Below are 20001 nucleotides of genomic sequence, written 5' to 3' on the forward strand. Positions count from 1 at the left end.
TTTAGAGAACTTTTTTTTACGCGTGATTTGATAGATCGCAATTAAGCCTCCTATTATGACAAATGAATATATGCTCGCCGTTTCAGAAAAAATTTCAACAAATGAATTGTATTTTCCTCCATAAGAGCTATTAATGCTAATATCTAGAAAAGAAAAAAAGCCATAAATTCGTAAAATTAATAGCGCTAGAATTACAGCTGTATTAATAATCAGTGATACTTTAATTTTCTTATTTATATTTCTTCACCACACTATTAGAACTTAAAAATAATAATTCATTTTTTGTTAAAATTTTTTCTTATTAGTAATCAAAAAAGTGAACATTCTGATCATAACATGCATATGGTACGACTGCTTATAATAATTAATTTTAAGCATGAAAACTATTAATATTACTTTCAAATCAAAATAACTTCATTGAACAAACTGAAAGAGGTGCCTGCCATTAAGCTCATTCCGACTTGGGCATTTAAGGATGTCATTGGAGATGAAATGGGGAGAACACGGAATCTAGAATACATAAACACGATAAAAGAAAGATTGAAAAAGTTTGGACTGGAATTTGCTTTATTTCACGAAGTCCCTCTAACAAGCATTGCGATATCTTCAGATTCGGATTGCATTCAAACTTTTTCCCCCACTACAGGAGAGGAGGATTTAAGTCTAATAGCTACTTTTACGGGAAAAAGGATTATATTCTCTAATCCTTATTATTTTAACGGTAATTCAATCGTCTTTAAAGAAGATGAGCTTAAAGAAGAGGGATGCATGAGCTACGCTTCTAATCCTAACATACCCCTTGGTTTTTTCATGAATGAAGAGAAAATTGTAGAAATTGCAAAGAAACTAAACGGATTAGTTGTCGTAGATTCAACATATGATTTCCTTTTTGATAATGATCTCAATCAAATTATAATAAATGAAAAGCTTGCAAGATTACTAGACCAATTCAGAGAAGCTGAAGTTCTAGTAATTAAAAAACTTCATAAGATATTTGGTCTTTATGAGAACCCATTGATTTTATTGTACACTAATTCTCACAGAGTTTTTGAGACATTGAGCTTAATAACTAACAACGAAGAAAGACTATGCATTGATTGTCTTTCACTTTACGGAAGGATACTTTCAGATAATGAATTGCTAAACAGAATCAATATAATTAAAGAAAAGCTAGAAGAAAAGAAGAAAGAGCTTATTAACGTGATAAGATCGAATGGGGGAATAGTATTTGAATCACTAGCTCCGTATTTTGTCGCCAGTTCGTTAAATGAAAAGGTTTTAAAAGAGCTTTCAAAGAAAGCAGAGCTCGAAAAAGCTGGAGAGTACTTGTTTCTAGGAGAAAAGTATTATGTAATTTTTCCAAAATTATAATTTATCAACTTTTCTTGCTTTTTCTCGATTTTCTTATATGACCCTTTTCTTTTTTAACCACTTCACCGACGGCGTCCTCATTACCTTTTCCGCTATTGCTATCTTTTTCTTCATCTTTAAGTAGTGAAGAGACTTCTTTTTGTTCAACCGCTTTGGCTGTCTGATCACTATAATTGCCAACAATGTTTTCTTTCTTCTCTCCCTGTGCATTACCTTCGCTCCGCGTTTTCTGCTCCACATTCTGCTCCTGCTCTAATTTCTTAAGCTCCTCATCTATCTCCTTCTCTATCTCCTCTATAGGCTTTGGAGGAGGAGTTGTTGCGAGAGTGTATCCTATCCATCCAACGATTCCGAATATCCCTAATATAGCTATGAATGCCGTCAGCTCAATAAGTATTCCTGAGTAGCTCGTTAAAAATAGTATGTACCCGTAGAGAACTATTACTATTGCGGAAACCGCGATAAGTAGAATGCCTATATACTTGTCCTTTGACATGATAGCTTTACCATCTTAAAAATTATTTTAATACAATTTGTTATTTCTGGTAATATTAAGTATTTAAGCAAAATCGCGCGTTTAAACATAATTGATCTTTTGGAGATGTTTCGAAATAAAAAGATATTTAAAAAAGCGATTTATAATTATAAAATGCGATACGAATAAGCAAGGGAATCTATAATGAATAAATTGAACAAAATTTTTGAAAAATGGTACGAACTTGCAAAAATCGGGCTTGAAAAAGGACTTAACGAAGAATGCATAGATTTTTCGCCTAGGGAAATAGTGATTGTTGGAATGGGAGGCTCGGGAATAGTAGGGAATACTTTAGAAGATATTTCACATTTTTACGGTATGAATGCTAAAGTTACTACAGTAAAATCGAATGTTATACCATTCAAACCAGATGAAAGGTCATTATTTATTGTGATATCTTATTCAGGCAATACAATTGAAACTCTTTCTGCCTACAAGCAATTATTAGAAGAAAACGCTAAAACTCTTGTTATCACAAGCGGAGGCCTACTTGAGAAATTTGCAATAGAAAACAAAAGCTGTATGATAAAACTAACTCCCAAACTCCTTCCAAGGGGCGATTTTCCTGAGATCTTCTATAGCATCCTTGGGTTATTAGTGAAAAATAACGTTCTAAGAGCAATTAATAACGAAAAACTTCATTCTTCGATAGAAGTATTAAAGGAAGACCTTGAAAATTACGCTAAAAATATTGCTAACGAAGCAAAGGACAAAATCGTTATATTTATATCTTCTAAACCATACTTATCCGTAGCTATTAGGTTCAAAAACGATTTCGCTGAAAATTCAAAATCAATCTCCTTTGTCGAAGAGATCCCGGAGTTCTTGCATAATTCTATTGAAGGCATTAATAGGCTTCTGATGTTCTACAAAGATAGAATAAAAATTTTAAGCATAGGAGGAAAAATGCTTTTCAATAACATATTCTACGAGTCTTTTAAAGAGGCTTTAAATTTAAAAATAACTGAGGTAGACTTAGGAAGTGATGGTGTTTTAAATGAAATCGTGAGAGGATTTAAATTGTCTGGATTGGTAAGCTTAAAATTAGCATCAATTTATGACATAGATCCGGATGAAACCTCTTCTATAGATGTTTACAAGGAAAAACTTAGCTCTGTTTTAGGTAATAGAAGCTTCTAATATCTCCTTATAAAAATTTTATTCACTTTTTAAAAATGATTATTGCATATCCTTTCTTTTTTTCTATAATCTCAACGGATTTGTAAATTTTCTTTCCGACTTCTAATGCTCTTTCGTGCCCAACAGAAAGAACCATCTGGAGAACCCCTTTCTCCTGTAAATATTTAATCCCATCTGTAATTATTTTCTCAATTGTTTCCCAGCCGGCAGAGATAGGTGGGTTTGTGTAAATAGCAACAAAGAAATTCTCCTTAAACTTTTCGTATAAGTTACATTCAACAACTACAGTATTTTTCTCTACGTTATTTTCCTTTATGTTTTTCTTTGAAAGCTTAATTGCGATGGGATTGACATCGCTCATATATACGTGGAGTTTTGGGTTGGCTTTTGCTAAGTATATACCGATAATTCCTATGCCTGTGCCTAAATCCAGCACATTTCCTTTTTCAGGAATAATCAAATTTTTAAGCAGAAGGTCAGTTCCTGGATCTATTTCATCACTTGAAAAGACAGAAGGCGAAGAATAAAGTTTTAGCTGAATATTATTCAATGTATATGTAATCATATAATCTATGTAGGTGTATTTTTGCTTTTTTGAAAAATAATGAGGACTCAAATTTTTTTACCCCAGTTCTTAGGATATGAGTTTCTTTCCATAATTACTGCGAGAGGTCTTCCAACTACTTTTCCGTTTTTGTTCTTTTTTGGATTGTTTAAAATTTCATATATACCGATCAGCTCAATTTTTGAGGTAAATACTGCTGCAATTTTGTTTGTCTGCAGATCCTCGCTATAAGCTGCAACACCTCCTTTAGCGAGGGGCGCTCCATACAAAAGGGAAGAAATTGCGCTGTCCTTAACTAATATTTTTGGCAATATACATGTGCTTAATTCTACTGGTAAAATCATTTTCCTCAAAGCGCTGTCATTACCGTAGTTTTTCCACAAATAAATAGCCTCACTCAACTCCTGCATTCTTACTGCGTGATCTTCCGTAAAAGGTCCACTTACGGTTCTTCTGAGCTCTCTCATATGTGCTCCAACTCCTAAAAGCAACCCAATATCATGGCAAAGCTTTCTCATATATGTACCCGCATCGCATTTAATTCTCATCAGCACATGATTGCCTTTTCTTTCTAATAATTCTATATCATGAATCTTTCTAATTCTTATCCTTCTTTTAACGTTTGACCTCACCGGGGGTCTCTGATAAATTCTTCCCTTAAACATTTCAATTACTCTTTTTAGCTCCTCATTATTAACTTCATCATGAAGCTCCATAACGCATACATACTCTTTAACAGAATGAACCACATATGGCATTACTTTTGCTGACTTTTCTAATCCAACAGGCAGGACACCTGTGACTTTGGGGTTTCCCCGGGATCTCCATCGAGGAGCCCCTCTAGAGTACCCCCGTGCCCTACCTTTTTTACTCCAAGCATTCTTTTTACCCATGCAACAACCTCATGGCTAGTTGGACCGGGTGGTTTGTCAATAACTATAATTCCTCTTTCAATTAAAGAATTAATGTCCCTCTCAAAAGGATTAGAGGCTTTTCCCTCAATCTCAACAATTTCCTCTGCTAAGATGTTCCACCACTCGCTCTTTCCACAGAATTCCGAGATCCTATTTTCAATTTCATTTATTACATCTGCCGTCTTCAAATCTTACACCTTTATAAAATTTAAAAAATCAGCTAATTTAATGTTTTATTAAATTAAAAAGCAGAAATTTTCCCAAAAAATTTTCTTGAAACAAAGAAATCTTTATGTTAAGATGTCAGATAACCGCAGGAAGTTTAGAAATTTTAATCCTCTCTCTCATGAACTGAGTAAGTCCAGCAGCATTTATTGCCTTCTCTACTTCTTCATCGCTTGCACCTTTGTTTATCGGAACCTTGGCATCTAAAACTTCTATATGATTAATGTTGACTTTTCTTCTCCTAACTCCACTTATGTTCTTTGGACCAGTTACCAGAACAAAATTTTCGTCAACTATATCTATTATTACACATTTTCTACCAGCTTCTCTACCATACGTCTTTACACAAACCCTACCAATTTCTATAGCAGGCACCCTACACACCTCTTTGTAAAAAATTTTTGTATTATGTTCTTAAAGCCTACAAAATCTAATAAATATATTTTCAAACAAATTAATTTAAAAAACAGTTTAATATTTTTATTTTAAATGCTTGCAGGCTGTATTTTTTTATTCTCTATTGCATATTCAATAATTTGATCGACAATAAATTTTACCTGTTCTATTGTCAGTTTTTCTGTGCTTACAATGAAGTCGAAAATACTTAGATCTAGCACATCTATGCCATACATTTTTTTAAACCTCATTGCCTGGCTGTACTCTCTCTTTGCAGTTTCAATCAAAACGTCCTTCCAATTCCTCTTCTCCCTCTCAGCTATTCTCATAACCCTAGTTTTCAAAGAAGCATTGAAGTAAATTTTCAAGTCAGCTATATTTGAAACAATCCAGGGAGCTAAATGACCCTCTAAAACCACATTGCCCTTCATCGCTTCTTCCAAAGTCCTTCTGTCAATATAATAATCAATGCTACTATCCTTTTCAGCGAGTTCATTAAGCTCAGAAATGCTCAAGCCCCTTTCTTTAGCAATACTTCTAAATATCATTCCAGAACTAACATAGGAAAAACCCAGCTTTTTAGCTATATAAGTTGAATAAGTAGTCTTTCCGCTTCCAGCTGGACCACCTATAACAATGACGTTGTTAGGCAATTGCATCAACCTTTTAAAAATTAATAAAAGACAGCTTATTAAAAAATATATTTAAGGCCTCAACTGGTTGCGACTAACTTTCTTGCTTCATTTTTAATTATTTTTGCCAAGCATTCGGGACAGACCACACCGCCGAAAATTCTATTAGGTCTTTTCTTAGTTTTGCTTAATCTTTTAATCTCTACATAGCTACCATTTGGAGTACCGCCAAGCGGTCTTCCACAGTACATACATCTATGCAAAGACCTTTTCCTTTCCTTGTAATGGATTTTGTTTATTCCTCCTGGAGTTCTTATTTTAACTTTTGCTTTACTATTTGTCCTTTGAGATGGGCGAGGCAAAAAACCCACCTCTACGATTAAAAATTAACTTTTATGAAAATTTTGCAGAAAAGATTAAAAAATTTTGATCATAGATTCATAGCTAGCTCAAGTATTTTTTGTGCCGCTTCATTTGCTTTCCCCTGGGGATTTTCAACAATAAAAACGCTAGCGCCAACCAAGGTTGCACTGCTCATAGCAGCAATTCTGGCCATATTCATTAGCTCTACTAGATCTTGAATTCCTTTTCCTGAAATATCCTTTCTTTCCCTTGTTGTATCTTTAGCTTGCCTATCAATTATTTCCCTCGGTTCTGCTTCAATAAGAACTATTGAATCTGGATAGAGCTGTGTTATAACGTGTTGCGGCAGACCAGGCCAAAAACCAGTTTTAGTCTTTACTACAGCATGTGTATCTATTATAAGCACATCATTTGCTTTAAGCGAAACATTAGCTTCATCGATTATTTTCCGAGCTGCTACCTCTTGAAGTTGAAGTTGGACTCTATGTGGTAATTTTCTCAGCTCATCTCTGTTATTTACAAGCTTGCTTTTTTGCGCTTCAAAAAACATGTAATCTCCAAAGTTCAGTACTTTTATATAAATGCTTTTCTTTGATGCTTCTAATTTTAATTCATTCAATACTGTTGTTTTTCCTACACCAGGAACTCCGGTTACAATTATTGTTTTGAATGCATTTCTGGTAACCAATTAAAACACCTACTTAGTTATTAACCTGTTTTAACTTTGATTCCCAACTCAATCAAGCATGAGTTATGTTGAAAAAAGAAAAATTACTCTCCCATTATTCTCTTTAATAACGGATATGCTTCTAATGCCCTCTCTCTCGCTATCATCATATAGTATTGATTAATAATTCCAACTGCCAGGAGTATACCTGTTCCTGAGCCGTATGCTCCAAATATATCAGCTACTATTGCTATGAAAGCGACTATTAAACTGCTGAGAACAGTCAACGGATATATGTACTTTGCTAACATCTTCTCAAAGAATTTTGGGTTTCTTCTCACACCGGGGATGTCAAGCTCTCCCTTTATTAATCTATCTGCTTGCTCCTTAGGCCCTAGTCCTGCTATTTCGACCCACATATATCCAAATAATACGCTTAAAACCACCCAGCTTATAATGAAAATGAAAAGCTTTGTTAAGTCAGCAGTAGCAGAATATAAGCCTCTTGGAGGGCTAAGATAGTAAGATAGTTCATATAAAATTCTATATCCTAAATTCTGCGTTCCAGAAATCGAAGCAAAAGCGTTAGCAAACAGCTGGAAATCCGATACTATTATCCCCACAAGAAGTATAGGTATATTAGTAACGTACAAGAATTGCAATGGGATTTTGCTCCTTATCCCTCCGTATTTTTGGCTGGTAACAGGTATTTCCACTCTCATTCCTTGCAAATAGACCAACCCAATAATTGCTATAATAGTCGCCAATAATCCTACTACATCTGGAAGACCTTGCCTTACAACTATGCTGGTAAGATTGTTTGCTTCTGTAGCCTGAACAATATACGGTATGAGACCTATTTGCTGTGCATATTGTGGAGTATAACCGAAAAGATCCCAAAACATTGTCTTAGCTACTCCAGCAAGAATAAACAATGATATTGCACTTCCGATTCCCCAACCCTTTTGAAGCATCTCATCGAAAACCATAACAAGATAAGTAGCAAAAGTAAGTTGCAATAATACACCTATCCTTATTGCCCAGCTAGCCTGAGAACCGGTTATTGGATTACCTACGTATGGCCAATACCTGCTAGCAAGCACATATGCTAGCGCTTCAAAAATACCAAATAGAAATGAAAGAGTTTTTTGAGCCTCAGTAAACTTTCTCCTATCGTCAACATCTGAAAGGTCTAAGTCTATGAGTTTTGCTCCAACCAATATCTGGAGTATCAAACCGCCTGTGACGATAGGTCCGATTCCTAGCTCCATTAATGTACCTGTATTCGCAGCAAACAAAATCTGAAAAAGAGAAATCTGAGACTGAGAAGTATATGGCACACCGTATAATGGCGTGTCAGCCATAATTAAATATAGAACTAAAACTAAACCAGTAATTCCTAATCTTCTATACAATGACAACTTTCTTGAGGGTTTTTTCACAGTTGGAAGAATATAAGAAAATTTTGCTAAAGCATCTAGAAAACCCAAGTAATTGCTCACTCTCCAAAAATTTTCTAGCCTTCTGTTATAACCTCTCCGCCAACACTTTTGACCTTTTCAATTGCCTTCTCACTAGCCTCTTTTACCACTACTTTAATAGGCCTACTAATTCTTCCTGTTCCAAGAAGCTTCGTAAACCCCAGCTTATCTAGTTCAATAATCGGTTTCCCTGAATCTTCCTTTAGTACTCCCTTTGACGCCAATTCTTCTACTAGCTCGTCTAATTGTAACAGATTTATTTCATAAACCTTTTCTTTCTTTTCGTATGGACTTGTAAATCCATGCTTGCCAATCCATCCAGGAGCGTATTTCCTCATCCAGCTTTCTTTATGCTTCAGCATTCCAGCAGCTCCTCTTCCTCCTTTACTTCCTGTTTTTCTATGCTGTCCAATTCTTCCCCAACCCATCGTTCTGGTTCTTCCTCTAAGCTTCCTAACTTTTCTCCTAAATCTAACAACCATATTCTGCACCTCAGATCATTTTTTTCAAAAGTTCGTTGATTTCATTGCCTCTATAACCTAACTCTCCTCCTTCACTAAAAGTCTTCCTAGTGCTCCTCTTAAATCCCTTCTTTGGAGGTCTTAATCTAAATACAGGCTTTATCAATTCCTGTTCATGCAATATTATTTCTCCGTTAATAATTTTATCAGCCAACTCTTCTATGCTTTTAACATTCAATTTTTCGGAAAGAATTGACTGCGTGAACTTCTCTCCGCCTACTATTCTTCCTCTCTTTTTCAAAAGCTCTATTAGCATCTCTCTGCTGATCTCTCCCCATGTAGCGTAATTCTTTATTTTGTTCAGCATTCCGCTTAATCCTGGAAAATTTGATGGATAAATTGAAGCGTGATATTTTCTATATAGCCTGAAGAGCCTAAGAGTGTATTCTGCATCATGTCTAATATTTGTCCTTCCCTTCATCCGAATAATGACAATAAGACTATTCTTATTATTATCTATATTTTGGTTAACAGCTTGTATCTGCATCTTTAATTCACCTTTTATGCCTTCCAATCATCTTGTGTTACAAATGAATACGTATTCTTCAGAGCATTATACGTTGCCTTTGCAAAGTTATATGTTGACCTCGTTTCACCAAAACTCTTTGACCATACGTCCTTTATTCCAGCTAACCTCAAAACTATCTTAGCAATATCGCCAGCAACTAATCCTGTACCTTTCGGAGCAGGATAGAGAACGATCTCTACGCTACCACTTTTTCCTCTTGTTATAAATGGAACGCTGTGGGGGGAGCCACACATACACTCCCAGCTTCCGCAACCCCTCCTTATTGGAACGATATTCAGTTTTGCATTAGTAATTGCCTTTTCGATTGAATATCTTAGCTGTTTAGCCTTTCCAGTTCCTATTCCAATAAATCCATTTCCGTTTCCTATCACTACTACTGTTTTAAATCTAGAAAGCTCACCTGCGTCGGTCTGCTTTTGTACAATGCCTACATCAATTACTTCATGCTGAAGGTTTGGAAGAAGAAAATCAACAATTTCAGGTTCTAGTATAGGAAGGTTCATTTCAAATAGCTCATTAATGCTAGTAATTTTTCCCTCCTTTACCATCTTCCCTACTTTGGTTCTAGGAACCCATTCTTCTAAAGATACGCCTTGAGCTTCGAAAGCCATCCGTTTTCACCCCTTCTTTTCATTTTTTATTGCATTTAATACTGATTCGAAATGTGCTACATATTCTTCGGGCAATAGCCCACTATTTATAATCTTTGAAAATTGCCTATTATAGCGTTCAGGATTGCTTTCTTTAAGCATTTTTGCATAATTTGCTATATGCTCTCCTCTTATTCTTCCTTCCGAAGGAAGCATTTCCTCGGAAACTGGCACTTTTAAGCCTGCATCAATTGCACCCTTTACGACCGCAAAAAGCTTTGACTGCTTTACCACTCTATATAATCCGATGTCTAATACAGCATCTTTCAAGCCTTTCTCAATTGCCCTCTTTCCAATGAGATACCCTAGCAAGTAAGCGGCTGGTGTTGATTTACCTGAACCCTTCCACCCGTATTTTTTTATAAGTTCTATGCTATGAGCAGATACTTTCACTAAATCTCCTTTAGGATCGCAATCAACTATTTTCGCTTCGATATACTTATTCGTCTTTCTTACAACTAACCTTATCCTTCCAGAGAAAACATAAGTATACCTTTTTCTATAATTCGTTTTTCCCTCTCTTCTCCTCCGCCTAGCTACTTTGTATCTAGGTCCTCCTACTACCATATCACAATCACCTCTTCTGACCTATTTCCTTTTCTATATGCATTCTCAATACTGACAATGAAGAGAATGCTCCACCTTTCGCCAGCTTGTAGTATCTCCTGTACTGTTGCGTTGTTATAATTTTTTTGTCTCTAAGGTATTTCAGATATCTTCTCATCTTCCTAATGCTACTTATCCACCTTCTCTTAGGATCGATCCTTGCAGATGCCACACCTTTTCTTTTTCCAGGTCCCCTCCTCTGCCCTTTGCTTCTCTTCTCCTTTAGCTCTCTCCACCTTCCTCTGCTATTGCTTTTTTCAGGCTCTTCAGTGATTACCCCTCTTTTTATAAGCTTTTTGATATCTTCAGCAGTTATTGCATTTTCCAGATCCTCTCTATCGTCATCGCTTTTAATATATATCCTCACCCTGCTTTCGCCAATGCCCAAAATCTTCGAAGCAAGCCTTTTTTGCAGTGTATAATCACTCAATAACTTTCACCTCATTCGCAATCCTTAATCCCTTTTCTCTAGCCAATTTCATAAGCTCAATTTTTTTCTTTAATCCAAGCTTTGAAGATAAATAAACTATATGAATTTTTGGATCTAAATTTTCGAGCTGAGATCTGCTCTCAATGACAACTGGCCTCAAGCCAGAAGGATGTACTCCTCTTACTATTTCAGGATTCTTATATCCTATTTCCACTGGTTTCGCATAACCTTTATATTTTAGCCTCATTTTGTTATCAATTCCTTTTGGCTTTCTCCAGCTGTCTTGGTTTCTAAATTTTATAAACATGTGGAACAGATGCCTTTTGAATTCTGGCTTACTTTTTTTCAATTTCAATAGCAACTTTTTCATCTCCTTGCTCATTTAGCCTCACCTTTCTCGTAGATATATATACCATCCATGAACACTCTTCTATCGTATTCTTTAACTTTTGTAGCCTGTTCTAAATTAGCTGCAGTCTGACCAACAGCTTCAATATCTAATCCTTCAACAATTACGTCTTCCTTTTCAATCTTCACTTTAACCCCAGGCATGATTCTTGCTTTCCTGGGAGATTTTTCCCCTAAGAAATTTTTTACTAGGATCACATCTCCTTTCTGTTCAAGCGAGATAGGGAAGTGTGAAGATATGATCTTAAGTTTATATCTATATCCTTTCTGCACCCCTGTTATCATGTTTCTTATATGGGCTGCTATTGTTCCAACCAAAGCTTTTTGCTCCCTTCTAGCAAAATAACTTTCAACAACCACCTTTCCATCACTTAATGATATGGCTACATTCCTTGTATGTGAAAAATCTTTCTCGATTTTCCCCTTTGGACCCTCGACCACGACTTTCATTCCCTCAATACTAATTTTTACTCCCTCAGGAATCTCAACTTCCTCAACTACATGTACGCTCTTAACCAAGGACTCCACCTCTTCTTAGTAAACATATCCTAACAATATACCTCCAATGTTCTCTTTTATTGTCTGATGGTGTGACATGATCCCTTTCGATGTTGAAATTATTAGGATTCCGATCTCTCTAGAGGGTAATTTCTTCTTCAGCCATTCCGGCAAAGCGCTTAGTTCACTTACCTTCAAACTATACCTCGGCTTTATTGCAGCAGCTTTATTGATTCTTCCTAGAAGCTGTATCTTCAGCTTTCCCTGCCTGCCATCATCTATATATTCGATCTCTCCTATGTATCCTTCACTCTGCAGAAGCCTCATAGTTTGAATTATAAGCCTTGAAGCAGGTGATATGATTACCTCTTTTTTAGCTCTTCTGTCTGCATTGGTCAATTCATTCAAAGCATTTGACAGCGTATCTAACATTACCAATGAGGATCACCTCAACTATACTTCTTAAACCCCATTTCATAGGCCAATTCTCTAAAGCACTGCCTGCAGAGATAGAGGTTATATCTCCTAATAACCCCCTTCCTAGATCCACATCTTTGGCATTTAATTACTGCTTTTCCATATTTTCTTTCCCTCGGTTGAACATATTTTGTCAAGTATAAACACCTCATACAATTCTTACATTAAATTCATTTGAAAGAAGAGCTATTGCTTCTTCCTTTTTTACTCTATGCCTTCTTGGAATCCTTTTCGCTTTTTTAACCCTCCTTCTTTTTATCCTATATCCAGGTCTCTCTATTGTTATGCAGACGTCCATTCCAAAAACTCCTATCTCTGGATCATACTTAACTCCTGGAATGCTAATATGTTCTTTTATTCCAAATGAAACATTCCCGTTATCATCAAAGCTATCCTTATTAATTTTATTCCCTACAGCTTCAAGAGCCTTTTTTAAAAATTTTGTAGCTTTTTCTCCCCTAAGTGTCACCGCTACTGCGATATTTTCACCTTTTCTTATGCCGAAATCTCTTATTGTTCTCTTTGCTTTTCTAAGTTTTGGCTCCTGGTTGGTTATTTCCTTAAGAACTTCAGCAATTTTAGCAAGCCTCTCTCCTCCCTGACCTAAAGAAACGTTTACCGTTACTTTTGTTATTCTCGGCTTTAGCATAGGATTCTCGTTCCAAGCTTCTATGAATTTATTGACTTCCTCTGTGACTGTACTCAAACTTATCACCCTACATCAATTTTATAATGGGTTTTTCTCTTCCAATAGCTAGGACATAGTCTAAACTTGTTTGAGCGATAGAGCCGTCATCTGTTTCAATAACTACCAAGCTCCTATATCTTTTCATACCTTTTCTTATCTCCTTCACTTTTCCCATAATCCCCGTGTTCTTTCCACCGAATATAATTGCATATACTCCTTCTTCCAAAGGAATATAATCGATTATTTCCCTTTCTGGAATTTTCACTATAACAGTTGAAAGAGTTCTGTATGGAACTTCTGTTGGGTTCTTTGGATCTGAAACTTTTATCAATATATTGCTTCCATCGAACAAATTCAGCTGTATATGTCCATGATTTACCGTTGTCTTGTTCTCAATTCTCAATGGTTTTATCGAGGCCTCTTCCTTCGGGATCTCTACAAAGCTGATAAACTTATCCATGTTGGGGACTGCCCTAAAGAAGAGGGAAGACGGGACAATTTCGATTACGTCCATAGCTCCTACTGGGTACTTATAGTCCTTTCTTACTTTTCCATCAACCTTTACAAGTCCCATCGATAATGCTCTAATAACTTCCCTTTTTGTTCTAGCATATTTGAGATAATCTCTTAATACTATTCCTAACGGTATTGAGGATGAAAGGCTATGTGGGCCTGGGCTTGGTTTTATGGCCCAGAATCGCTCCTTTGTACTAATTGGCCAAAAATCTGGCGCAGAGTAACTTCTTAAATGTTTACTTCCTCCCATTCTAGCCATTACTTTCCAACCTCCTCAGATTTCTCAACTTTACTCTCTTCTTTTTCTTCTTTTGCTTCAGCTGTTTCGGTTTCCTTCTTTTCTTCCTCCTTCTCCTCTATTACTTTTCTACCAGTCTTTCTCTCAATTATTTGCTTTCTCTCTTTATCGCTAAGATCTAGCTTAGTAATCATAACCTTACTCGCATGAATTGGAATGAAAACAGGCGTTCCGTCTGCTCTATCTCTAGTAACTTTTTCAATATGCACTCTTCCAGTTTTTCTGTTTACTTTCACAACTTTGCCTTCTAAGCCTGCATTATTTCCTCTCATTATTTTTACTGTATCCCCACTTCTGACAGGAAGCCTTTTTATTCCATATTTGTTTCTTAGCTCCTTTGAAAGCGGTGATGTAACGAGTTTCTCTCTGATATGGAGTGGAGCATTAAATAAAATCTTCCTCTGTTTCTTAGGTTTTATGCTTTTTGTGAGCGACATCCTATATACACCTCCTAAATTATAATTGAAGCCATATTTGCCAAGCTTGGCCACCTTTCAGCAGCTTCCTTAGCGACAGGACCTCTAATCTCGCTCCCTTTTAGAGTCCCCTCAGGGGTGATTATTACTACAGCATTGTCCTCAAATGCTACCCAAGTTCCATCGCTTCTTCTATATGGTCTTCTCTGCCTTATCACAACAGCAGGAAGTACCTGCTTTCTGATTTCAGGTATTCCTTTTTTTACCGAAACAATTACCTTATCTCCAATTCCAGCCTTCGGTATCCTCCTCAACCTTCCCCTATAACCAGGAACTCCTATTATCATTGCTTCTCTAGCACCACTGTTGTCGGAAACAACTACTCTGGTTCCTACTTGAACACCATACGTGGTTTTTCTTCTGCTAAATGCTGTACCAGTTCTTTTTGCCATTTATTTCTCACCCTTGAGCAGTTGGCTTCCCTAAAACTACAAAGGAGACAGTCTTGCTTATAGGCCTGGTCTCTCCTATTATTACGGTGTCTCCAATTTTAACGTCTAGGCAAGGTGAAACATGTGCGTGTATCTTACTCTTTCTTTTTTCGTATCTTTTATATTTTTTGTCGTAATAGAGATAATCGTGTACTACAACTACTGTTCCATCCATCTTATCTGAGACTACTTTTCCAGTAATAAGCATACCTCTTACCTTTATAGTTCCATGAAAAGGGCAATTAGGATCATTACACTTTTTTTCCGGTATGGAAACGCCTGGAATACCTGGGTTCTTTACTTCTTTCTTAACACCCATTAGTTGCTCACCTCAAACCTATTTTTTTCTTTATTACTTCCTTTGTTCTATCTTCAGGTCTACCAACGATTTCATTCCCATATATTACTGTTTCGGAATTTTTTGACCTAATTTTAAAAACAATATAATCTTTAAAAAGTGTAATAGTTTTTTCATTTCTATAAATAGAAATTGTTTTTTGAGTTTCATTTTCAACTATACCAATTAAACCAATCACATTCCTATCTGGATACATTAAAACTTCAACCTCTGAACCAAACAAGTCTCCAAATGTTATATTTGATTTTTTCATTTGCCGCTACCCTTTTTTTCTCTTTTCTTCGTTTTCTATAGTCAAAATTCTGGCTATCGTCTTCCTAAGCACCTTTATCTTTCCAGGATTGTCAACTGTCCCAACATGTGCTTGCATTTGAAGTTTTGAAAGCTCAAGCCTAAGTTCATTGAGCTTTTCCTTTCTTTGTTCAGGAGTAAGCTTTCTAATTTCATCTGCATTCATGCTCATTGAGTTTCACCTTCTCCTTCTTCTTCTGTGCTTTCCTCTTGCGGCTGTAATACCTGTTGTGAACTAGATTCTTGCGCTTGAGTGCTAATCTGTTCACCCATTTCCTCCTTTTGTTCCTTTTCTTTTGCAGTGCTTTCTTTGTTTATCCCAATTTCCTCAGGCGACTTTATTATTATAGAATCCTTTGTTCTCTCCGGTTTTACGATAATGACTTTTACACCATAGATTCCAGGCTTAAGAAGTGCATGAGCTACTGCTTTATCAACTATATAAGTGGCTTGCTCTCCAGTCTTGTAGATCTTTCCTGCCCTAAACTTCTCATACCTTGCTCTTTCGCTTGTAATTTTCCCGCTTATTATTATTTCTGCACCTGCAGCACCTGCGGCCATAATTCTTCTTAAAGCCGCAAATGCGAGCTTTCTAAAGTGGAAACCTCTTTCAAGAGAGACAGCCAACCTGAATGCAACTACTCTTGCGTTCAGATCGGGATTTTCTACTGGCATAACTGTAATTTGAGGATTTTCAAGACCGAAATAATTTTCAAATACGTTGGAAAGAGTCTTTATTGTCTGACCTCTCCTTCCTATTATAAATGCTGGTCTTTCTGCACGAATAACTACTCTAGTGCCTAGCGGAGTCCTATATACATCAACACCAGCATAGCCAGCTCTATAGAACTGCTTAGCTAAGTACTCATCAACCTTCACAACGGACATGTTTTTTTCGATAAAATACCTTTTTATATTAACCATAATATCACCGTTTAAACCTCCTTTACTATTACTTCGATGTTAGAATATCTCTTAAATTTAGGTGTTGATCTTCCAAATGCTCTTGGCATATACCTCTTTAATGTATACCCCTGCTGAACGCTTAAGTGAATTATTTTCAGCTTTTCGGCATCCAACTCTTTGCTTTCCGCATTTGCTTCAACATTGTTCAATGCTTTCAGCAAAAACTTTGCTGCCTTTACTGGATACTTGCCCACAGGTATCCCCCATCTTTCACTTAACCCTTTGTGATGAGGTATTTTCTTTCTGTGAATGAAATGAGGGACTGCCTCCTCCTTTGCAATAACTCTTTCTAGGTATTTTTTCGCATCTTGAAGCATCATGCCGTTAACTGCCCTTGCTAAGTTATGGACCTTCTTAGGACTGATTGGAAGATCTCTCATAACAGCCTTTGCTATTTTGCTTTCATCCTCTAGTTTTAAGCTATAGTTCCATCCACCCATAAAATATCACCTTACTTAATTGCTGTAAACATTGAGCTTCTAGTCGCTTTAAGCCCGGGCTCTCCATGCTTTACTGACTTTGTAGTTGGAGCAAATTCTCCTAGCCTTTTACCAAGCATTTCAGGTGTGATCCTCACGGGAATGAACTCCTTTCCATTGTATACAGCGATTGTCAGCCCAATCATTTCTGGAAGTACTATCATATTTCGCAGATGGGTTTTTATGACCTTTTTACCTTCCTTTTTACCTCTTCTTATTTTCTGGAGGAATCTGATCTGTTCTGGTGTGAATCCCCTAGTTATGCTTCTTCTTTCTCTTGCTGGAAACAGTGAAACGAGCTCATCCATTGATATTTCTATAAGCTTATCAAACTTAATCCCTCTATATCGGAAATTTTTCCACTCGCTCTCTATCTCTGGCTTGCTCATGACAAAATCATTCCTCTTTGAGGTACGCATAAACTTTCTAAGCTAGATTTTAATCTGAATGCTATAATTGGTTTCTAAATTCCGGTTTATAAGCATTAACTATTTTTCTTGATATAGCTTAAAAGCTATAGAATAAGTTTCACATTCACAGAACTTGGAAAAATCTGCTTGAATATCTTAGCATATTCCTCAGAAGTGAATATGATCAGTCTGACTTTTTTCCGTATTAGTTTGTCTATTAATGATATATAAAATTCGTCTTCTACTGTTTGCTCCATGTCACTTATTATTATGACGGTATCTTTCGGTTTTGAAATTTCTATTACTTGCCTTAATGCCTTACTTATATTTGTATAGCCAGAGAAGTTCATCGAAAGAAGATCTTTAACTATGTTCCATCTCGAGCTCGATCTGCTTATTTTTTTCACCTTTACTTCGGTATCAAATAGAATCAAGGATTTAAGAAAGGGATAGTATTGAGAAGCTATTTTAATAACTGAAGTTGACCTCTTTCTCATGCTATCGCTTTTATCTATTACTAAAATAGCACCGTTCTCTCTCTTTTTCTGCTTAAATACGAGCTCTTCGGGGTGGTTTCTTGAAAGCTCAAACAGCGTTTTTCTAATATCAACCCTTCCATAGATATACCCTTTTTCATATTTTTTCCCTTTGAGAAGCCCGCCTGACCTCTTAAATATAGAAGCCGCAATTTTTTCAACCAAAAACGTTTTCCTTTTCTTAACAAAATATTTGATCGCTTCTATAGGTAAATCGCTCCCTGTAATTTTTGAAAGAGCCAATAAAGCATTTGCATTATCGGGATTCTCTACAATTCTAAAAAGCAACTTTTCTATTGCCTCATACCTGCTAGAAGCCGAATAAGAATCTTTACTTTCATAGCTTCCTTTCTTTTTTTGCGAAGCTTTCAGCTCACTTTCAAGTAAATCTATATACCCTCTGTTTCCTGTTTCATAGTATTTCTGTAAGGTGTTTATTTTTCTCGCAATCTCAAGCTTTCTCTTATTCTCCTCATTGAACTTTCCCATTTTTCTTAATTTTCCAACGCTTAGTTTTTGCATTCTAGCTATATCTAAACTTTCATGCTCTTCTTTTTCCTCTATCCTTTTTCCCTTCAAGAGTTTTTCCTTCGGTTTTTCTGAAGCTCTTATTTTCTCTCCATAAGAAACTTTGCTAATGTCCCTCCAAGCATCATTAAATATTTCCTCATCATATTTCCTCTTCACAAATACAGATTCAATCACTGGCTTCAACGGAAAATAGCCATATGGAGAAAGTTGAGTTGCAGTAATATATAATTTTACAGCATTTTCAATTTCACTTGTACTTACCAATACGTTTCTCTCTCTCAGCCTACCTGCAATTCCTTGTACAATACTAATTACTTCATCCAAATTAATTTCATCAGAAAGCATAATCTTACCCGAAGAATCTCTTTATAATTTTTATTACTGCTTCTTCCTCATCATTTCTCTTGAGTAGAGTGGCTTTTGCGCCTTCCAGCAGGTCTTCTTCACTGACTCTCTCATGCCCTCTCAGCATCGCGATCCTCGCGCTAATTCCCATCCATCTAACGCTATCAGCGATTCCTGGTTTGTACATCAAATCTGATTTTCGCAATACATTAATGGCTTCTATTCCCTTCATCATCATGTCTTCTGATATTAAAGAAGAAACTGTTCCAAGTCTTAATCTAATGATCTCAATCTCTTTGTCTGGTGGCGGATAGTCGAGCTTGATCCTCACTACCCTCCTCATAAATGCGTCGCTTAGCTCATTTTGTGCTAGGTCTTCAGGATTGCTAGTAAAAATCAGCTGAAAGCCGATTCCCTTAGCTTTATATACCTTTTTTAGTTCCGGGATGATTATTCTTCTCTTGTCTATGACGTCGAGCAATAGGTTTTGAAATTCTTCGCTACTCCTTCTAATCTCATCAATGAGTATTCCGCTGTCCAGTATTAAAGCAGCAAGCAGAGGCCTTGGAATAAAAGATTCCTCGTTAAATCCTTCTTTGTAAGCTTTCATAGGATGGAAGTCTCCTAGGACTCTATACTCATCATAGTTCTCGCTGCAAGGAAGGATAATGGCCTTTCTCCCAGCCCAAAGGCTTAAAAGTGCTTCTCCAATTTCAGTTTTACCTGTACCTGGAGGACCTTCAAAGAGAACGGGGAGACCATCAATAAATGCTGCAAATACAAGCGTTATTAGTCCCTCGCTTACGATCAGCTTGTACTCTTCTCTCAAAATTTTCTTTGCTTCAATAGGATTTCTTACTTCTCTTATTCTCGGATATGCCTGTTCATAAATGTCTCTTACTTTAACTTCTATAGGATCAGTCTCACTTGTAAGAGAATCAGCCATTTTTTAACTTCCTTTTTTTAAATTATATAAAAGCTCAATCAATTATTAAATAAAAGTTAAAGACTAATAAAATCAACTTTTATATAGGATTTCTTACCTAAAACTTCCTCTGCTATCCTCCTTATTTCTTCTTCAAGACCTGGCTTCAAAGATTCTGAACGGTATTCTAAATATCTGAATTCCTTTACGAACGACTTATGATCTAACGCTTCTATTCCTATTAATTCATTCAGCTTCTTTTTTACATTTTCGTGATCATCGTCATAAAAAGTTGTATAGAAAATTCTGTAAGCCTTCATCTCTTTCTAGCCTCCAGTCCCTG

General features: G+C 36.2%; 32 protein-coding genes and 1 pseudogene. 2 read left to right on the forward strand and 31 right to left on the reverse strand.

What is annotated here, in order from left to right; genetic code table 11:
• Nucleotides 1-435: 435 nt before the first annotated feature.
• The gene (locus FFONT_RS02395) at nt 436-1371 is read left to right on the forward strand and encodes a PLP-dependent aminotransferase family protein (protein ID WP_148683545.1); all 936 of its coding nucleotides are present in this window, start codon (nt 436-438) and stop codon (nt 1369-1371) included.
• A 223-nt stretch (nt 1372-1594) separates the two neighbouring features.
• Here the strand turns inward: FFONT_RS02395 and FFONT_RS07285 are convergent.
• A pseudogene (locus FFONT_RS07285) lies at nt 1595-1867 on the reverse strand (transcriptional regulator); the annotation flags it as partial.
• Between the two features lie 183 nt (nt 1868-2050).
• Here FFONT_RS07285 and FFONT_RS02405 point away from each other — a divergent pair.
• On the forward strand, nt 2051-3046 hold the full coding sequence (locus FFONT_RS02405; protein ID WP_014557628.1) for an SIS domain-containing protein: 996 nt from the start codon (nt 2051-2053) through the stop codon (nt 3044-3046).
• A gap of 22 nt (nt 3047-3068) precedes the next feature.
• Here the strand turns inward: FFONT_RS02405 and FFONT_RS02410 are convergent, their stop codons facing one another.
• The 30 genes from FFONT_RS02410 to FFONT_RS02555 form a co-directional block, all read right to left on the reverse strand.
• Nucleotides 3069-3662, reverse strand: coding sequence for a class I SAM-dependent methyltransferase (locus FFONT_RS02410; protein ID WP_014557629.1), 594 nt, complete (start codon nt 3660-3662; stop codon nt 3069-3071).
• On the reverse strand, nt 3659-4369 hold the full coding sequence (locus FFONT_RS02415; protein ID WP_014557630.1) for an RNA-guided pseudouridylation complex pseudouridine synthase subunit Cbf5: 711 nt from the start codon (nt 4367-4369) through the stop codon (nt 3659-3661). Before FFONT_RS02415 ends, FFONT_RS02410 begins: the two co-directional genes overlap by 4 nt.
• Nucleotides 4370-4386: 17 nt before the next feature.
• Entirely contained in the window at nt 4387-4713 is a 327-nt protein-coding gene (locus tag FFONT_RS02420; protein WP_014557631.1) for an H/ACA RNA-protein complex component Cbf5p, read from the reverse strand.
• A gap of 115 nt (nt 4714-4828) precedes the next feature.
• Complete coding sequence (locus FFONT_RS02425) at nt 4829-5125, reverse strand: 50S ribosomal protein L14e (protein WP_014557632.1); 297 nt, start codon at nt 5123-5125, stop codon at nt 4829-4831.
• A 110-nt stretch (nt 5126-5235) separates the two neighbouring features.
• Nucleotides 5236-5805, reverse strand: coding sequence for a (d)CMP kinase (gene cmk, locus FFONT_RS02430; RefSeq protein WP_014557633.1), 570 nt, complete (start codon nt 5803-5805; stop codon nt 5236-5238).
• Nucleotides 5806-5858: 53 nt separating this feature from the next.
• Nucleotides 5859-6140, reverse strand: a complete 282-nt coding sequence (locus FFONT_RS02435; protein WP_148683547.1) for a 50S ribosomal protein L34e — start codon at nt 6138-6140, stop codon at nt 5859-5861.
• A gap of 68 nt (nt 6141-6208) precedes the next feature.
• A complete protein-coding gene (locus FFONT_RS02440; protein ID WP_014557635.1) occupies nt 6209-6829 on the reverse strand; it encodes an adenylate kinase in 621 nt (206 codons plus the stop codon).
• Nucleotides 6830-6912: 83 nt separating this feature from the next.
• Nucleotides 6913-8298, reverse strand: coding sequence for a preprotein translocase subunit SecY (gene secY, locus FFONT_RS02445; protein ID WP_148683548.1), 1386 nt, complete (start codon nt 8296-8298; stop codon nt 6913-6915).
• Between the two features lie 26 nt (nt 8299-8324).
• The gene (locus FFONT_RS02450; RefSeq protein WP_014557637.1) at nt 8325-8771 is read right to left on the reverse strand and encodes an uL15 family ribosomal protein; all 447 of its coding nucleotides are present in this window, start codon (nt 8769-8771) and stop codon (nt 8325-8327) included.
• A 10-nt stretch (nt 8772-8781) separates the two neighbouring features.
• Entirely contained in the window at nt 8782-9297 is a 516-nt protein-coding gene (locus FFONT_RS02455; RefSeq protein WP_148683549.1) for a 50S ribosomal protein L30, read from the reverse strand.
• 14 nt (nt 9298-9311) lie between these two features.
• Nucleotides 9312-9950, reverse strand: a complete 639-nt coding sequence (locus FFONT_RS02460; RefSeq protein ID WP_014557639.1) for a 30S ribosomal protein S5 — start codon at nt 9948-9950, stop codon at nt 9312-9314.
• 6 nt (nt 9951-9956) lie between these two features.
• Entirely contained in the window at nt 9957-10556 is a 600-nt protein-coding gene (locus FFONT_RS02465) for a 50S ribosomal protein L18 (RefSeq protein ID WP_014557640.1), read from the reverse strand.
• 7 nt (nt 10557-10563) lie between these two features.
• The gene (locus FFONT_RS02470; RefSeq protein WP_014557641.1) at nt 10564-11025 is read right to left on the reverse strand and encodes a 50S ribosomal protein L19e; all 462 of its coding nucleotides are present in this window, start codon (nt 11023-11025) and stop codon (nt 10564-10566) included.
• Complete coding sequence (locus tag FFONT_RS02475) at nt 11018-11407, reverse strand: 50S ribosomal protein L32e (RefSeq protein ID WP_014557642.1); 390 nt, start codon at nt 11405-11407, stop codon at nt 11018-11020. Before FFONT_RS02475 ends, FFONT_RS02470 begins: the two co-directional genes overlap by 8 nt.
• Entirely contained in the window at nt 11404-11952 is a 549-nt protein-coding gene (locus tag FFONT_RS02480) for a 50S ribosomal protein L6 (protein ID WP_148683550.1), read from the reverse strand. Before FFONT_RS02480 ends, FFONT_RS02475 begins: the two co-directional genes overlap by 4 nt.
• A 15-nt stretch (nt 11953-11967) precedes the next feature.
• Nucleotides 11968-12369, reverse strand: a complete 402-nt coding sequence (locus FFONT_RS02485; protein ID WP_148683551.1) for a 30S ribosomal protein S8 — start codon at nt 12367-12369, stop codon at nt 11968-11970.
• An 11-nt stretch (nt 12370-12380) separates the two neighbouring features.
• Entirely contained in the window at nt 12381-12545 is a 165-nt protein-coding gene (locus tag FFONT_RS02490) for a 30S ribosomal protein S14 (RefSeq protein ID WP_014557645.1), read from the reverse strand.
• An 11-nt stretch (nt 12546-12556) separates the two neighbouring features.
• Nucleotides 12557-13114, reverse strand: a complete 558-nt coding sequence (locus FFONT_RS02495) for a 50S ribosomal protein L5 (RefSeq protein WP_148683552.1) — start codon at nt 13112-13114, stop codon at nt 12557-12559.
• Nucleotides 13115-13124: 10 nt separating this feature from the next.
• Nucleotides 13125-13871 carry a 30S ribosomal protein S4e gene (locus FFONT_RS02500; protein ID WP_014557647.1) on the reverse strand — a complete coding sequence of 249 codons (747 nt, stop codon included), beginning with the start codon at nt 13869-13871 and terminating at the stop codon, nt 13125-13127.
• Nucleotides 13871-14347, reverse strand: a complete 477-nt coding sequence (rplX, locus tag FFONT_RS02505; RefSeq protein ID WP_014557648.1) for a 50S ribosomal protein L24 — start codon at nt 14345-14347, stop codon at nt 13871-13873. The genes FFONT_RS02500 and rplX overlap by 1 nt, the downstream gene beginning before the upstream one ends.
• A 14-nt stretch (nt 14348-14361) precedes the next feature.
• Nucleotides 14362-14778, reverse strand: coding sequence for a 50S ribosomal protein L14 (locus FFONT_RS02510; protein WP_014557649.1), 417 nt, complete (start codon nt 14776-14778; stop codon nt 14362-14364).
• Between the two features lie 7 nt (nt 14779-14785).
• The gene (locus FFONT_RS02515; RefSeq protein ID WP_014557650.1) at nt 14786-15136 is read right to left on the reverse strand and encodes a 30S ribosomal protein S17; all 351 of its coding nucleotides are present in this window, start codon (nt 15134-15136) and stop codon (nt 14786-14788) included.
• A 7-nt stretch (nt 15137-15143) separates the two neighbouring features.
• On the reverse strand, nt 15144-15428 hold the full coding sequence (locus FFONT_RS02520) for a ribonuclease P protein component 1 (RefSeq protein ID WP_014557651.1): 285 nt from the start codon (nt 15426-15428) through the stop codon (nt 15144-15146).
• A 6-nt stretch (nt 15429-15434) separates the two neighbouring features.
• Nucleotides 15435-15638, reverse strand: a complete 204-nt coding sequence (gene rpmC / locus FFONT_RS02525) for a 50S ribosomal protein L29 (protein WP_014557652.1) — start codon at nt 15636-15638, stop codon at nt 15435-15437.
• Nucleotides 15635-16390, reverse strand: a complete 756-nt coding sequence (locus FFONT_RS02530; RefSeq protein ID WP_014557653.1) for a 30S ribosomal protein S3 — start codon at nt 16388-16390, stop codon at nt 15635-15637. Before FFONT_RS02530 ends, rpmC begins: the two co-directional genes overlap by 4 nt.
• 11 nt (nt 16391-16401) lie before the next feature.
• A complete protein-coding gene (locus FFONT_RS02535) occupies nt 16402-16872 on the reverse strand; it encodes a 50S ribosomal protein L22 (RefSeq protein ID WP_014557654.1) in 471 nt (156 codons plus the stop codon).
• An 11-nt stretch (nt 16873-16883) separates the two neighbouring features.
• Nucleotides 16884-17300 (reverse strand): 30S ribosomal protein S19, encoded by a 417-nt coding sequence (locus FFONT_RS02540; RefSeq protein ID WP_014557655.1) that lies wholly within the window; start codon nt 17298-17300, stop codon nt 16884-16886.
• A gap of 125 nt (nt 17301-17425) precedes the next feature.
• Complete coding sequence (locus FFONT_RS02545) at nt 17426-18733, reverse strand: vWA domain-containing protein (RefSeq protein WP_014557656.1); 1308 nt, start codon at nt 18731-18733, stop codon at nt 17426-17428.
• 4 nt (nt 18734-18737) lie between these two features.
• The gene (locus FFONT_RS02550; RefSeq protein WP_014557657.1) at nt 18738-19679 is read right to left on the reverse strand and encodes an AAA family ATPase; all 942 of its coding nucleotides are present in this window, start codon (nt 19677-19679) and stop codon (nt 18738-18740) included.
• A gap of 56 nt (nt 19680-19735) precedes the next feature.
• Entirely contained in the window at nt 19736-19978 is a 243-nt protein-coding gene (locus tag FFONT_RS02555; protein ID WP_014557658.1) for a hypothetical protein, read from the reverse strand.
• Nucleotides 19979-20001 lie beyond the last annotated feature (23 nt).

The organism is Fervidicoccus fontis Kam940, from assembly GCF_000258425.1.
In the GTDB taxonomy this organism is placed as follows: domain Archaea; phylum Thermoproteota; class Thermoprotei_A; order Sulfolobales; family Fervidicoccaceae; genus Fervidicoccus; species Fervidicoccus fontis.